This is a genomic window from Ruminococcus sp. RTP21204st1_B2_RTP21204_210225 (genome assembly GCF_040914135.1).
In the GTDB taxonomy this organism is placed as follows: Bacteria; Bacillota; Clostridia; order Oscillospirales; family Ruminococcaceae; genus Hominimerdicola; species Hominimerdicola aceti.
The window spans coordinates 83,563-97,463 of sequence record NZ_JBCPGA010000001.1 but is presented as its reverse complement, the minus strand read 5'-3'; the positions used below and the strand labels follow the sequence as shown (position 1 = coordinate 97,463).

At 41.5% G+C, this 13,901-nt stretch carries 16 protein-coding genes; 15 read left to right on the top strand and 1 reads right to left on the bottom strand.

Annotation, left to right across the window (positions count from 1 at the left end):
* The first annotated feature begins 3 nt into the window (after positions 1–3).
* Genes AB5123_RS00415 through AB5123_RS00405 form a run of 3 tightly spaced genes read left to right on the top strand, consistent with a single transcriptional unit; the run spans position 4 to position 3,007 of the window.
* The gene (locus AB5123_RS00415) at positions 4–408 is read left to right on the top strand and encodes a DUF6075 family protein (RefSeq protein ID WP_006857252.1); all 405 of its coding nucleotides are present in this window, start codon (positions 4–6) and stop codon (positions 406–408) included.
* Between the two features lie 14 nt (positions 409–422).
* On the top strand, positions 423–1,196 hold the full coding sequence (srtB, locus tag AB5123_RS00410) for a class B sortase (RefSeq protein ID WP_006857253.1): 774 nt from the start codon (positions 423–425) through the stop codon (positions 1,194–1,196).
* Positions 1,197–1,231: 35 nt separating this feature from the next.
* Positions 1,232–3,007, top strand: coding sequence for a lysozyme family protein (locus AB5123_RS00405; RefSeq protein ID WP_006857254.1), 1,776 nt, complete (start codon positions 1,232–1,234; stop codon positions 3,005–3,007).
* A 26-nt stretch (positions 3,008–3,033) separates the two neighbouring features.
* Here AB5123_RS00405 and AB5123_RS00400 read toward each other — a convergent pair whose 3' ends face one another.
* Positions 3,034–3,393 (bottom strand): helix-turn-helix transcriptional regulator, encoded by a 360-nt coding sequence (locus AB5123_RS00400; protein ID WP_006857255.1) that lies wholly within the window; start codon positions 3,391–3,393, stop codon positions 3,034–3,036.
* Positions 3,394–3,588: 195 nt separating this feature from the next.
* On the opposite strand from AB5123_RS00400, the gene AB5123_RS00395 reads away from it, so the two are divergent.
* The 12 genes from AB5123_RS00395 to AB5123_RS00340 all read left to right on the top strand — a co-directional run bounded on the left by AB5123_RS00395 (position 3,589) and on the right by AB5123_RS00340 (position 13,876).
* Positions 3,589–3,774, top strand: coding sequence for a helix-turn-helix domain-containing protein (locus AB5123_RS00395; protein ID WP_006857256.1), 186 nt, complete (start codon positions 3,589–3,591; stop codon positions 3,772–3,774).
* Positions 3,764–4,465, top strand: coding sequence for a response regulator transcription factor (locus tag AB5123_RS00390; RefSeq protein WP_006857257.1), 702 nt, complete (start codon positions 3,764–3,766; stop codon positions 4,463–4,465). The genes AB5123_RS00395 and AB5123_RS00390 overlap by 11 nt, the downstream gene beginning before the upstream one ends.
* Positions 4,462–5,691 (top strand): sensor histidine kinase KdpD, encoded by a 1,230-nt coding sequence (locus AB5123_RS00385; RefSeq protein WP_006857258.1) that lies wholly within the window; start codon positions 4,462–4,464, stop codon positions 5,689–5,691. The genes AB5123_RS00390 and AB5123_RS00385 overlap by 4 nt, the downstream gene beginning before the upstream one ends.
* A 62-nt stretch (positions 5,692–5,753) precedes the next feature.
* A complete protein-coding gene (locus AB5123_RS00380; RefSeq protein WP_008703421.1) occupies positions 5,754–6,449 on the top strand; it encodes an ABC transporter ATP-binding protein in 696 nt (231 codons plus the stop codon).
* The gene (locus AB5123_RS00375) at positions 6,433–8,787 is read left to right on the top strand and encodes an FtsX-like permease family protein (protein WP_006857260.1); all 2,355 of its coding nucleotides are present in this window, start codon (positions 6,433–6,435) and stop codon (positions 8,785–8,787) included. Before AB5123_RS00380 ends, AB5123_RS00375 begins: the two co-directional genes overlap by 17 nt.
* A gap of 148 nt (positions 8,788–8,935) precedes the next feature.
* Entirely contained in the window at positions 8,936–9,793 is an 858-nt protein-coding gene (locus AB5123_RS00370) for a metallophosphoesterase (protein WP_020993957.1), read from the top strand.
* A 41-nt stretch (positions 9,794–9,834) separates the two neighbouring features.
* Positions 9,835–10,008, top strand: coding sequence for a cysteine-rich KTR domain-containing protein (locus AB5123_RS00365; RefSeq protein ID WP_008703416.1), 174 nt, complete (start codon positions 9,835–9,837; stop codon positions 10,006–10,008).
* Between the two features lie 488 nt (positions 10,009–10,496).
* Positions 10,497–10,925, top strand: a complete 429-nt coding sequence (locus tag AB5123_RS00360) for an RNA polymerase sigma factor (protein ID WP_020993956.1) — start codon at positions 10,497–10,499, stop codon at positions 10,923–10,925.
* A gap of 196 nt (positions 10,926–11,121) precedes the next feature.
* Positions 11,122–11,403 carry a hypothetical protein gene (locus AB5123_RS00355; protein WP_081856034.1) on the top strand — a complete coding sequence of 94 codons (282 nt, stop codon included), beginning with the start codon at positions 11,122–11,124 and terminating at the stop codon, positions 11,401–11,403.
* A gap of 107 nt (positions 11,404–11,510) precedes the next feature.
* Positions 11,511–11,882, top strand: a complete 372-nt coding sequence (locus AB5123_RS00350) for a type II toxin-antitoxin system PemK/MazF family toxin (RefSeq protein ID WP_008703411.1) — start codon at positions 11,511–11,513, stop codon at positions 11,880–11,882.
* Positions 11,869–12,006 (top strand): hypothetical protein, encoded by a 138-nt coding sequence (locus AB5123_RS00345; RefSeq protein ID WP_008703410.1) that lies wholly within the window; start codon positions 11,869–11,871, stop codon positions 12,004–12,006. Before AB5123_RS00350 ends, AB5123_RS00345 begins: the two co-directional genes overlap by 14 nt.
* 43 nt (positions 12,007–12,049) lie before the next feature.
* On the top strand, positions 12,050–13,876 hold the full coding sequence (locus AB5123_RS00340) for a recombinase family protein (protein ID WP_368364439.1): 1,827 nt from the start codon (positions 12,050–12,052) through the stop codon (positions 13,874–13,876).
* Positions 13,877–13,901 lie beyond the last annotated feature (25 nt).

Here is a 13,901-nt window from a genome sequence, read left to right as displayed (position 1 = left end):
TTTATGGCTGATATTAAATTCCGTGATACGGCTCACCGTGATTTCTTTCTGGAAAATATGATGAAATGCAGAGTGAACGACTGTTATCATAGGGCATTTTTCTATGTAATGGGTATCGCTTCAGAAACGAGGGCGAACATCAACCAGATGTTCAATTTCAAGGAGGACTGCATCGAGCCAGAGGGTATGCACGGCGGCTGGCAGACAAGCGGAACAGTCAAGGTCTGCCATCTTGCTTTTAACCTTTGGAACGGGTATGCAGAGGAAGGGCGGGAACGGTATTTCACGCCAGAGGAGTTGTTCTGCTGTGAGTTTGCTCCCTACTTTATGGAGGGCATCAAGGTCAGATACCCCGAATATTGCTGGGAGCTTCCTGCTCCCAGAAAACAGACGGAAATTTCAAGATAAGAAAGGAAAAGCCTATGAAGAATTATAAATCTATTATCTGTGTTGCCGCCGCCGTGTGTCTGTTAGGTACGGCGGCTTTTTGCGGCTTCCGTATTTACCATCACTATGCACAGGTGGACGAACAGACGGAAGCCTTTGAGGAGATTGCCGAAATGGTAGAGCAGGCTCCCACGGAGGAAACCATGCCAGACGATGCCCCTGTCAGCGAGGGAGAAGATGTGCTTGCCAAGTATCAGGAATTGTATTTACAGAATGAGGATATGGTCGGTTGGCTTTCCATTGCCGGCACGATAATCAATTATCCTGTGATGCAGAGTAGGAACAATCCGAATTTCTATCTGAAGCACAATTTTGAAAAAGAGTACAGTGACTTAGGTACGCCTTATGTGCAGGAGAATTGTGATATTGCCGAAAGTGACAATCTGGTTATCTACGGTCATCACATCAAGGGCGGCAAGATGTTTGGAGCGTTGGAGGATTACAAGTCCAAGAGCTTTTATGAGGAACACAAGAATATTCAGTTTGATACCCTCACAGAGCAGGAAGAGTATGAAATCGTCGCCGTATTTAAGACTGTGGCGTACAGCTCTGAGGGCTTCCGATACTACGACTTTGTTGATGCGGAGAATGAGGAAGATTTTAATTCCTATGTCGGGAAGTGCAAGGAGCTTGCTTTGTATGATACAGGTGTGACCGCTGAATACGGCGACAGGCTCATTACCCTTTCCACCTGCGAATACTCCGCACAGAACGGCAGACTCGTTGTAGTGGCAAAAAAGGTCGGCTGATTTGAACGCAAATCCTCTGGGAAAGGAGGTTTTCTATGGCTGATATAAAAACCAGAGATGCGGTCAAAGGTACGATAAAGACCATAGATAAAGCCGCCATAGCCAGTGAGCGTATGAAGTCTGCCTATGTGGGGATAAAGGAAAAAGCGGAACAGGGATATTACGCTGATGAAAACTCTGCCACAGAATATGCTGCGGACAGGATTTCTTATGCGGCAGACCGTGTAAAGGACGAAGGTATCCACCAGTTCAATAAGCAGGGGCAAAAGGCAGTCAAGACAACGCAGGAGAATATCGGTAAGGCAAAAGATAAAATAACCGATTTCAAGCAAAGTCGGGCTGTCAAAGCCGCAGAGCAGAAAGCAGCACAGAATATGTCAGAACAACACGGTTTGCAGATCCGTCACGGGGCTGCAAGCCGTTCCTCTGCCCCCGATGTTTCCCAGACAGCAAAATCGCAGTTGATAAAGACCCGACAGCAGGGGCAAAAAATGATTAAGACCACAGCCCGAAATGCAGAAAAAGCGGTGAAAACAACTGCTAAGGGAACAGTCAAGACTACCGAAAAGGGAATTAAAACCGCACAGGCAACTTCTAAGGCGGCGATTAAAACGACGGAAACCTCGGTAAAAACGGCACAGGCAGCGGCAAAGGCTTCTGCGAAAACTGCCCAAAAGGCAGCACAGGCGGCAAAAGCCACCGCAAAGGCAACCGCTGAAGCAACAAAAGCTACGGTCAGAGCCACCATAGCTGCGGTCAAGGCGATTATTGCAGGAACAAAAGCTCTGATTTCCGCTTTAATTGCAGGTGGTTGGATTGCAGTTGTGATTATTCTCATTGTTGTCCTGCTCGGCTGTGCTGTTTCCCTGTTTGGTGGTGGAAGCGGGAGCAACGCCTATACCCCTGTCAGTGCAGAGGTGGAAGCCTATGAGCCTTTGATACAGAAATATGCCAAACAGTACGGTATTCCCGAATATGTGGAGCTTATCAAGGCGGTAATGATGCAGGAAAGTGGCGGGCGTGGACTTGACCCGATGCAGGCGGCGGAGGGCAGCTTTAACACAAGGTATCCCCACGAGCCGAACGGGATACAAGACCCAGAATATTCGATTGAGTGCGGTGTACAGGAATTAAAGGCTGCCCTTATCTCTGCCGAGGTAGAAAACCCGATTGATATGGAGCATATCAAACTTGCCTTGCAGGGTTACAATTTCGGCAACGGCTATATCTCGTGGGCTAAGACTAACTATGGCGGCTATTCCTATGCCAATGCGGTAGAGTTCTCCACCATGCAGGCGGCACGGTTAGGTTGGGACAGCTATGGCGACACGCAATATCCCGCCCATGTGCTGCGGTATTATCCATACGGGAGAGCGTTCACAAGCGGCGGTAACCAGGCGATTGTGGAGGTCGCTTTGACACAGCTCGGCAATGAGGGCGGTCAGCCTTATTGGAGTTGGTACGGCTTTGAGGGGCGTGTGGAATGGTGTGCCTGCTTTGTGTCTTGGTGTGCCGACCAATGTGGCTATATCGAAAGCGGGATTATCCCAAAATTCGCAGGCTGCGTGGACGGTGCAAATTGGTTTAAGGGTAACGGACAATGGAAAGACCGAAGCTATGAGCCGTCGGCAGGCGATATTATCTTTTTTGATTGGGAAGGCGACGGAGAAACCGACCATGTAGGCATTGTGGAGAAATGCGAAAACGGTGTCGTTTACACCGTGGAGGGTAACTCTGGCGACACTTGCAGGCAAAATCAATATACGGTTGGAAGTAGCTCCATCTATGGTTACGGTGTTCCTGCCTATTAAGAATGGGCAAAAGAAAAACCAGAGGTTTATTCCTCTGGCTCTTTTGCCTTACATAGACCGCTGACAGTTGCTTCTATTACGAGCAACTCTTTATCATTTAGTTTGTCGAGTTCTGCGTCTAAGCGTCTGCGGACGGAACTTTTCTTGACCTCATTATCTGGGAATATGTATTCATCAACTGATACACCGAACATCGTCACAAGCTGAATGAACAACTCCAGACTTGGCTTTTGCCCCTCATTTTCAATCGCTTGAAGATGTCTTGGGTCATAATCCACAATACGAGAAAGCTCATCTCTGGTCATACCTTTTGCTGTCCTTGCTTTTTTGATTGCCTGCCCTATCGGTGTAAAATCGAAGTCAAAATCATTGTTTCTTGCGTCCATAAACTCACCACCTTGTATCAATATAATGCTTCTATTATATTTTACAGAAATGATAGTTCTTATAGAACGGTCTGAAATCCCTTGTATTAGGATATAAAATCTCTACTTGTAAGATATAAAAATTCACATTTGCATAGTTGATATTGTTCGTTCAAACGGATATAATAGATACAGTACGATTTTAGGAGGTCAGAAATGTTTGAATATATGACGGCACAGGAAGCCGCAGAACTTTGGGGGATATCGGTGCGGCGTGTGCAACGGTTATGCAAAGAAAACCGTATTGAGGGTGTCCTAAATATAAATCGGGTGTGGCTTATTCCTAAAAGTTCAAAAAAGCCCGTTGATAAGCGGAGAAAGGTTACAGATTATGGAGAATAGAATTTTATTACTAGAAGATGATGTAAGTTTAATAGACGGACTGCAATATTCGCTAAAGAAAAATGGCTTCGATGTCGATTTTGTCCGTTCTGTGCAGGAAACTCTAACTTATTTATCTGAGATAGAAAAATACGATATGCTCATCCTTGATGTCACATTGCCAGACGGAACAGGTTTTGAGATATGTGAAAAAGTACGAAAAAACGGAAGTCAGATACCGATTATTTTTCTGACAGCTTCTGATGAAGAAGTTAGCATTATTCGTGGTCTGGACTGCGGCGGTGATGACTACATAACAAAACCGTTTAAGTTAGGCGAGTTATGTTCACGCATACGAGCGTTGCTGCGGCGGGCAGGGTTGTCCACTCAAGGAACAGGGGCAGTTATGGAATGTGGCGATATTAAGATAGACCTTTTAGGAAGCCGTGTCTTATTAAAGGGAAAAATATTAGAACTTACCGCCGCAGAATACCGTTTAATATGCCTGTTGGTAAAGAATGCAAACCGTATTATTACAAGAGATATTATTTTAGACGAGTTATGGGACAGCACAGGAGATTATGTAGACAATAATACCCTTTCCGTCTATGTGCGACGACTGCGAGAAAAAATAGAAACAGACCCATCACATCCAGAACATTTACTAACAGTCCGAGGATTTGGTTATCAGTGGAAAGAGGTGGACGAATGAACTTCTTACATGATAAACATAGCCGTTATTATTGCATTTTCATTGTTACTCTTGTTTTGCTGCTTTTTTTGATGGGAATAGCTGTCATTGACACGCAAACGGCGGCTACCAAAGAAATGTTTTTAACACACAATAATGCGATTGCTACTTCTTTACTGGAAGAAGGAATTTCAAAGGAAGTAATTGCAACAGCCTTAATGAATACGGAAGCAGGCACTACAGGAAATAAGTTTTTAGCCGAAATTGGTCTTTCAAACAGCACGGATATAGAAAATTTACCTTATGTATCTGCTGTTAAAAATACAATACTGACATCTCTGTTTGTGATGTTATTTCTATGGACGCTGCTTCTGTTTTTAGGTACAATGCTGTTTTTGTATCGTAGGGAAAGACTATATAGGGAATCAGAAAACATCATTAAGGACTACATAGATGGGAACTATACTGTTCACCTTCCGCAATCTAACGAGGGAACTATTTACCAGCTCTTATCTTCTGTTGACCAATTGGCTACTATGCTTCAAGCAAAAAATGATACAGAACAAAAGACAAAAGAGTTTCTTAAAAATACAATTTCTGATATATCACATCAATTAAAAACGCCTCTGTCGGCACTTATGATGTATCAGGAAATTATTGAGAATGAGCCAGAAAACTTCGAAACGGTCAAAGAATTTTCCTTAAAGATTGGAACTGCATTAAAGAGAATGGAACAGCTTATTCAATCTATGTTGAAAATCACAAGAATAGATGCAGGGAGCATCTCTTTTGAAAAATCCAATTACAGTATCCCGAATATTATTAATCACGCAATTAGTGAATTGACAACACGGGCGGACAATGAAAAAAAGGAAATTGTGATAGATGGTGATTTGGAACAGATGCTTTACTGTGATATAGAGTGGACGGGCGAAGCCATTGGCAACATTATCAAAAACGCACTTGACCATACAGATACAGGGGGAAAAATCTCTATATCGTGGGAACAAACGCCCGCTATGATTAGAATATTTATTACGGATAACGGACACGGCATTTCCCAAGAGGATATACACCACATATTTAAGAGATTTTATCGAAGCAAAAATACTTCAGAAAGTCAAGGGATTGGACTTGGATTGCCATTAGCAAAGGCGATTGTTGAGGGACAAGGCGGTATTCTTTCTGTTCAGAGCGAGCTATTACAGGGAACAACCTTTACATTGTCTTTCCTTACGGAATCGTAAGGTTAAATTCATCTGATTGTAAGCTGTTACTTCTATCCTTGTGAGAAAGGAGGTACTTATAAATGGAAATCTTAAAAGTACAAAATCTGTGTAAAACATACGGAACTGGTGAGGCAAAAGTCGATGCTTTGAAAAATGTATCGTTCTCTCTGGAAAAAGGTGAGTTCGTTGCTGTCGTTGGAGAGTCTGGCTCTGGGAAGAGTACCCTGCTAAATTGTATCGGTGCATTGGATGTTCCTACTTCTGGCACAGTCACGATGGATGGGAATAACTTATTTTCTATGAAAGAAGAAGAACGCACGATTTTCAGAAGGAGGAATATCGGCTTTATTTTTCAGTCTTTTCAGCTTGTATCTGAATTGACGGTGGAACAGAATATAGCATTTCCGCTTCTTTTGGATTATCGCAAACCGAAAGCTTCTGATGTAGAAGAAATATTAGAATTGCTCGGCTTAACAGAACGAAGAAACCATTTGCCAAGCCAGCTTTCTGGCGGTCAGCAGCAGCGTGTCGCTATTGGCAGGGCATTGATTACAAAACCGAAGTTGATTCTTGCGGACGAGCCGACAGGCAATCTGGATAGCAAGAATAGCCAAGATGTTATTGATTTGCTGACAAAAGCATCCAGACATTACCAACAAACAATACTTATGATTACGCACAACAACGGTCTTACTTCTATGGTTGACCGTGTCTTGCGTGTCACAGACGGTGTGCTGACAGACTTGGGAGGTAATGCGAATGAAAAGTTATCTTGACCTTGTTCCTATTTCTGCAAAAGTACATCGAAAGCAAAATCGTATGTCTATTATTTGTATTGTATTGGCTGTCTTTCTGGTAACAGCTATTTTCGGTATGGCTGATATGTTTATCAGAGGGCAGATTTTGCAGGCACAGCAGGAAAACGGAAATTGGCATATTGGCATACAAAACATTAGTGATGAAGATGCAATGCTTATATCTTCCAGACCAGAGGTAGCTACTGTTGCCGATTATGGTACGCTGAATTTTCGAGGAGAACAAGAATATACTTTGCATGGAAAAAATGTGAGTATATGCGGTGGAAATGAAAGCATAGTTACAGAAATTTTTAATGTGTTGGATGAAGGGACGTTTCCTAAAACTGAGAATGAAGCAATGATATCAATCAATGCGAAGGATACGCTAAAGTTAAAAATTGGTGAGCAAATTGTAATTACAACGCCAAATGGAACGGAATTCTCATATATTATTTCTGGCTTTATGAAAAATTCCGCAAACCTTATGCGTGAAGATGTTTATGGTGTGTTTTTGACAACAGATGGCTTTCGAACAATTTACTCCAATGAAACAGATGTTAACCCATCTGAGTATACAATGTTTTTCGTGCTATTTGATAATAAAGGAAACATTCCAAAAGAGATAGCTGAGATTAAAGAACAGTACGGATTGTCCGATAAACAAGTAACCGAAAATATAACATTGCTTGGTTTGATGGGGCAGAGTGATGATTCATTCATGGCACAGGTGTATACTGTTGCAATAATTCTATTTTTCCTCGTTTTGATGGCTGGCGTTTTAATGATTGCAAGTAGTATGAACACTAATGTGGCACAGCGAACAGAGTTTTTTGGAATGGTTCGTTGCATAGGGGCAACACCTAAACAGGTTATGCAGTTAGTACGTAAAGAGGTTATGAATTGGTGTCGCTTTGCAATTCCACTTGGTGTTATCGGCGGTATGGTATTGGTTTGGGTATTGTGTTTTATTTTGCGGCAGCTTAGTCCACAATATTTTGGTGGAATGCCTGCTTTTAGTATAAGCTATCCAAGTATTATAGCGGGTATTGTTGTTGGTTTGTTGACAGTTCTCCTTGCTGCCCGTTCTCCTGCTAAGAAAGCATCCAAAGTTTCTCCTTTGGCAGCGGTATCTGGAAATGCAAATGATTTACAACCTGTAAAAAAAGCGGCGAATACCAAGTTTTTCAAGATAGACACTTCTCTTGGTATTCATCATGCTAAAGCAAGCAAAAAGAATTTTATTTTAATGATTAGCTCATTTTCAATCAGTATTATTCTTTTTCTTGCATTTTCAGTAACTATTGATTTTATGAATCACACATTGACGCCTTTACAGCCGTGGACTGCCGATATATCTGTTATCAGTCCAGAAGATACCTGCTCGGTAAAGGCTGAATTTATTGAGGAATTACAGCAAAATCTCGCCGTAAAAAATGTTTATGGGCGAATGTTTGCTTACAATGTTCCCGTAATCGTAAATGGCGAGGAAAAAGTTGTTGACCTTATTTCATATGAAGACATGCAGTTTGACTGGGCAAAGGACTATGTTTTGTCCGGCAGCTTGGAAAAAGCACAAAGTGAAAGTAATACAGGACTTATCGTTTTTGAGCCACAAAACGACATTGAGGTAGGCAATGTCATTACCTTAAATTTGAATGGCAGCCAAGCTGATATGGAGATTGTCGGTATGTTATCTGACTGCCCATTTAATAATCGTCAAGATGTTGGCAAGCTCATTTGTTCTGAGGATACCTTTAGAAAACTGACGGGCGAAACGGATTATAGTATTATTGATATACAGTTATCTCAAAATGCCACAGAGAATGATGTAAATGAAATACACCGCTTGGTAGGCTCACAATATACATTTTCTGATGAGCGAATGGGTAATAGTAACACCCGTGGGGCTTACTATTGTTTTGGGCTTTTCATTTATGGCTTTTTGGTATTGATTGCATTGATTACACTATTCAATATCATAAATAGCATAGCTATGAGTGTGGTGGCAAAAATGAAACAATACGGAGTTTTTCGAGCGATTGGATTAAGTAACAGGCAACTGGCTAAAATGATTATTGCCGAAGCATCTACCTATGCAATCACAGGTACTATTTGCGGTAGCGTTTTAGGAATAGTCTGTAACAAGATTTTATTTAGCAAACTTATAACCTATAAATGGGGCGATGCATGGAGTGTTCCTCTGGTTCAGCTTGGTATCATTATTGTTGTTGTTGCCATTGCAGTAATTTTGGCAGTAAGAAACCCCATTAAAAAATTGGAGAAAACATCTATCGTAGATATAATTAGTGTGCAATAGTTCTCAATATTATTGCATTCATAGAGGGGCAGGCAGGTAATTCCTGAACGGAATTGTCTGCCTCTTTTAGCTTACTATTTTGTAAGTCAAAATTCATCTAATTGTAAGGTTGGCTCTATATCATAATATAGGAAAGATGGAGAACACCATGAAAAAACGATTATCTAAAAAAACTTTGATTTCTGTATGCACGTTGATTGCTGCTTTGATTATTTGGACTATGTGGAGCAATACAGCTTTGATGTTGAGTACGGTGACTGTTTCAAGCAATCGTATCCCTGCCGCATTTAATGGTTTTCGGATAGCTCAAATATCCGACCTGCACAATGCAGTGTTCGGAGAAGACAATGCAGAACTGTTACAAATACTGTCAGAATGTGAGCCAAACATAATAGTAATAACGGGTGATTTAGTTGATGCTGAACATACGGACATTGATGTTGCCCTTGATTTTGCAAAAGAAGCTGTTCAAATTGCAGATACATATTATGTAACAGGCAATCACGAAGCCAGTTTGTCACAGTATGATGAGCTTAAAGCAGAACTTGAAAATACTGGTGTAGTTGTCCTTGAAGATAAAGCAATGCAGTTAGAATATAATGGAGATGACATTACGCTTATCGGACTTTCCGACCCAAGCTTTACGCTTAAAGGGGATATGTTTGGAGAAGTTCCTGCTATGGTTGATACGAAATTACGGGGACTAATCGGAGATAAAGACAATTACACTATTTTGCTTTCACATCGCCCAGAATTGTTTGAAGCCTATGTAAATTGTGGTGTCGATTTAGTTTTAAGCGGTCACGCACATGGTGGTCAGTTTCGTTTACCGTTTATTGGCGGTTTGGTTGCTCCAAATCAAGGCTTGTTTCCAAAATATGATGCAGGCTTATATACGAAAGGTGACACAAATATGATTGTTTGCAGAGGACTTGGCAATAGTATAATCCCTATTCGATTTAATAACCGTCCAGAAATCGTGTTATTGGAGCTTATCGCAGAATGATAGTAAGTAAATGTATTTAATTTTGAAAGGTAGGTTGTAACTTGAAGCAGACAGAATGGCTATTATGTCCTCTTTGCGGAAACAAAACCCGAAACAAAAGCAGAGAGGACACAGTTTTGAAAAACTATCCTCTTTACTGCCCAAAATGTAAACAGGAAACATTGATTGATGTAAAGAATTTACAAATAACCGTCATCAAAGAGCCAGACGCATAAGATGCAGAGCCGATGAACAAGTGAGTAATCGCAGTTTGTCGGCTCTGTTTTTATATAACCATAGGTAGGACAAGCCCGCCGAATAAAAAAAACGGTGCTTTGGTGGGCGGCTTTGTCACGCCCAGACTAAATTTTACTGCCCTCTAAACCCGTTTTCGAGTTTGGAGGGATTTTTATGTGTTGGTCAAGCACGACCATCACGCTGCTTATCAGAAGCAGCAGTTATTTACATAGTGTCACGTAGAAGTGAGGATAACTTATTAAAAAAAGCCTTGCTTGCTCGTGGCACTTTTCTACTTTTCGAGTAGAAGTCACATATCTATATCATAGAGATAATTATGCGTGTTGCCGTAGAGGTCTTAGTACCTTTGCGGCTTTTTGTTTGTCGTTTTTTGTCGCAACACAGGATAAACCTGCTTCTGGCATTGGGTGCCGTAGCCCACCTCAATCTGAATTTCTCAAAAAAATTCAGATTGGAGGTACACATTATGGCTTACAACAAAGCCAGAGAAGAAAAGAAATGGCGGCTCTGGAAAGAAGCCGAGGAAAAGCAGTTACGGAGCTTGGGGGTTAGCGAAGACACTATAGAACAGCTCCGTGTTCATGATTGGGCGATTTTTAATTCTGACAGACGGTACTATCAGCGTATGCAGGAAGCAGGTACATACCTTGATGAAGTCGCAGAGGATACAACACCACCCGAAATAAAAACGGTTGAGGACTTTTTGGATAACATCGAAAATCAGCAGCTCTACCAAGTTTTGATTAAAGTGGACAGGCTTACTTTGCAGGCAGTTCTGTTGCAGTTACAGGGATTTTCTATCGCTGAAATTGCTCTGATGCTCGATATGAAAGAGTACACCGTTTATAAGCGGTTGAGCAGGCTCAAAGAAAAAATAAAAAAACTTTTAGGATAGTGTCCAAAAAAGCACTTTCCCACGGGCTACAGGGTGAGAGGACAAAAACCTCTTACCCTGTTTTCCTTTGTGTGGCGAAAACGGGATAGCTCCTTGACAACCGAATACCCATTCGCCAAATACTTTCTCTTTGTGATTGCGATGAGCATAAGCGTGTGCAGCGGTACGCCACGACCTGCCGAGCGGCAGCGAGCGATTGAAAGGTGGTGAGCCTATCTTTACCGACTCAAAATATCGGGCAGCTCCCGATTTCGCCATAACCCACAAAGAGGATAATGATACTCCCGTCCAGTCACAGTCCGAGCGTGAAAAAACCGTCGCAGGCAATGAGGGCGGCTCTGTCAGAACGACAGTTGGGGTGGAACTCCCGTGGCGTCAGTTCGCTGCTGACCGTTTGGCGACTTCCCATAGCATTTCGGGGTGTCGAGGACAAGTTGAAATGCTTCTATCATATCAGCCAAACGAAAGGCGGTCATAAGAACAGAGATATTGTTAAGATACTTCCGACCTTAAATACTTCCTTGCGTTTGGCTGCCTACATAGGCAGGAAGCACCTGTCTAAATCATATTGGGAGGTCAAACACAATGGAAAGAATTATTAAGCGTGGCGACATTTACTATGCGGAGCTTAATCCCGTTATCGGCTCAGAACAAGGCGGCACAAGACCTGTACTTATCATTTCCAATGATATAGGAAACAAGCACAGCCCGACGGTAATCATTGCAGCAATTACGAGCCGAGTACACACAAAAGCAAAGTTGCCCACACATACCGCAGTAAGTAATTATGAAGGGCTTGACAAGGACTCTGTTATCCTGCTTGAGCAGATACGGACGATTGATAAGCAGAGGTTAAAACAGTATATGGGAATGATGCCCAATAACATAATGGCAAGAGTTGATAAGGCTCTTGCCGTTAGTGTTTCTCTGAAAGGAGGTCAAAATGGACAATATTAAAGTAGATAAATATACCGCAGCTCTGAAACTCATTGAGATACTTCTTGAAAAAGGGAAAATAAATCAAGCCACATATACAAATATCGTGAAGCACACCAATTCGCACATTTCACAAGCGGCTTGATAATAGGTAGAATGTAATCAGCACAGAAATGGAGGTATGCTTTATGAATACAGCAGTAAATGAATATAATTACCGATTTAAGCTCACAGATTATGCTCAGTTTGATAGAAATAGAGCCAGAAATGTTGCTATTTATGGTCGTGTATCAACAGAACACGAAGCGCAGTTATCTGCATTGGAAAATCAGTTACAATGGTATGATGACCAAGTAAAATATCATCCGAACTGGACGGTCTGTGAACGATATATTGATGAGGGTATCACGGGAACACAGGCAAAAAAACGCCCTGCCTTTTTGAAAATGATTGAAGATGCCAAGCAAGGTAAATTTGATTTAATTGTTACCAGAGAGGTATGCCGTTTTGCACGAAATGTTGTGGATACCCTTGTTGTTACAAGAGAGTTGAAAGGCATAGGCGTTGAGGTGTTTTTTATCGACGATAATATTTGGACAATGGACGGAGATGGAGAACTGCGGCTATCTCTTATGGCAACATTGGCACAGGAAGAAAGTCGTAAGACTTCCGAGCGTGTAAAAGCAGGTCAGAAAATCAGCCGTGATAATGGTGTTCTCTATGGAAACGGTAATATTTTAGGTTATGACCGTGTTGGAGATACCTATGTTATCAATGAGGAACAGGCAGAAACGGTCAGAATGATATATGATTTGTATCTGCAAGGTTATGGCTCGATGAAAATCGCAAAGATTTTGACGGAGCGAAAAAGGAAAACAGCTTCTGGACTTATAAAGTGGAGCGTTTCAAATATTATGAGAGCGATTAAAAATGCCACCTACACAGGAACAAAGTGTTACAACAAATCCAGAAGCAATAATTTTTTAGAGCAGAAGCGAATTAACAATCTTGATATGTCCACTTATGAATATGTTGAGGGAGATTTCCCTGCTATTATTTCTCAAGAGATATGGGATAAAGCACAGGCAATAAGGGAAAGCAGAGTAAAACCTGTATGTGTATCGGCAGGAAAAAACACACATAGTAAGCGTGATTCACGAGATATATGGGTCAACAAGCTGCGTTGCTCCTGCGGCTCATCATATCGTAAAAACAAATGGCATACGAAATTGGACGGAAAAACCTCTTACGGTTATCAATGCTACAATCAGCTTAACAACGGAATTAAACGGAAAAGAGCTGAAATCGGTTTAGACACTGAGGGATATTGTGACAGCAGAATGATAACCGATTGGAAACTTGATTTTATGGCAAAAGCTCTGTTAGAGCATCTCTGGACAGAGAGAAAAGAGTCTGTACTGATTGCGTTAGACCTTATTAAGTGTTATTATAAGGAAGAAAAATCTAACGAAACTCAATCCGATACGGTAACGATACAGGCGAAATTGGATAAGGCAAATAGCAGACTGACTAACTTGATTGCTATGAGAGCTGATGGAGAGATTTCCAAAGACGAGTATCAAGCAATGAGAAGTCCTGTCGATGAAGAAATCAAGAAACTTCAAAAAGCACTTGATGAAATTCCACAGGAAAAAAGCAATCCGAAAGGATTGGATATAGAGGGTATCCGTTCTACTCTGAACAGCCTTGTTGATTTTAGTGGTAGCACTATCAGCCACGATGTTGTCAATCGGTTTGTATATTTGATAACACCAACATCGGATACTACATTTGATTGGTATGTTAATCTGAATGGGACAGCAGATGTGAAAGCAACCTTTACAGCGGAAGGCAGAAAGAAAAACTGCATTATCAAATTAGAGGAAATCGAAAAGATTTCCTCGGTACATAGGGGAGAGAATGAGGACAATGCTCATTTCATTAAAAACCCCCATATTTTTACCTATCTGCACAGGCTGCTATTGCACAGAAGAAGTAATTCTTGCAAAGTTTAGGATATCTGAATAGATAACAAAAATT

Excerpts from the sequence above, each read along its gene's own strand:
- AB5123_RS00415 (WP_006857252.1), top strand. The coding sequence starts at position 4 with ATGGCTGATATTAAATTCCGTGATACGGCTCACCGTGATTTCTTTCTG.
- srtB (WP_006857253.1), top strand. The coding sequence starts at position 423 with ATGAAGAATTATAAATCTATTATCTGTGTTGCCGCCGCCGTGTGTCTG.
- AB5123_RS00405 (WP_006857254.1), top strand. The coding sequence starts at position 1,232 with ATGGCTGATATAAAAACCAGAGATGCGGTCAAAGGTACGATAAAGACC.
- AB5123_RS00400 (WP_006857255.1), bottom strand. The coding sequence starts at position 3,393 with ATGGACGCAAGAAACAATGATTTTGACTTCGATTTTACACCGATAGGG.
- AB5123_RS00395 (WP_006857256.1), top strand. The coding sequence starts at position 3,589 with ATGTTTGAATATATGACGGCACAGGAAGCCGCAGAACTTTGGGGGATA.
- AB5123_RS00390 (WP_006857257.1), top strand. The coding sequence starts at position 3,764 with ATGGAGAATAGAATTTTATTACTAGAAGATGATGTAAGTTTAATAGAC.
- AB5123_RS00385 (WP_006857258.1), top strand. The coding sequence starts at position 4,462 with ATGAACTTCTTACATGATAAACATAGCCGTTATTATTGCATTTTCATT.
- AB5123_RS00380 (WP_008703421.1), top strand. The coding sequence starts at position 5,754 with ATGGAAATCTTAAAAGTACAAAATCTGTGTAAAACATACGGAACTGGT.
- AB5123_RS00375 (WP_006857260.1), top strand. The coding sequence starts at position 6,433 with ATGAAAAGTTATCTTGACCTTGTTCCTATTTCTGCAAAAGTACATCGA.
- AB5123_RS00370 (WP_020993957.1), top strand. The coding sequence starts at position 8,936 with ATGAAAAAACGATTATCTAAAAAAACTTTGATTTCTGTATGCACGTTG.
- AB5123_RS00360 (WP_020993956.1), top strand. The coding sequence starts at position 10,497 with ATGGCTTACAACAAAGCCAGAGAAGAAAAGAAATGGCGGCTCTGGAAA.
- AB5123_RS00350 (WP_008703411.1), top strand. The coding sequence starts at position 11,511 with ATGGAAAGAATTATTAAGCGTGGCGACATTTACTATGCGGAGCTTAAT.
- AB5123_RS00345 (WP_008703410.1), top strand. The coding sequence starts at position 11,869 with ATGGACAATATTAAAGTAGATAAATATACCGCAGCTCTGAAACTCATT.
- AB5123_RS00340 (WP_368364439.1), top strand. The coding sequence starts at position 12,050 with ATGAATACAGCAGTAAATGAATATAATTACCGATTTAAGCTCACAGAT.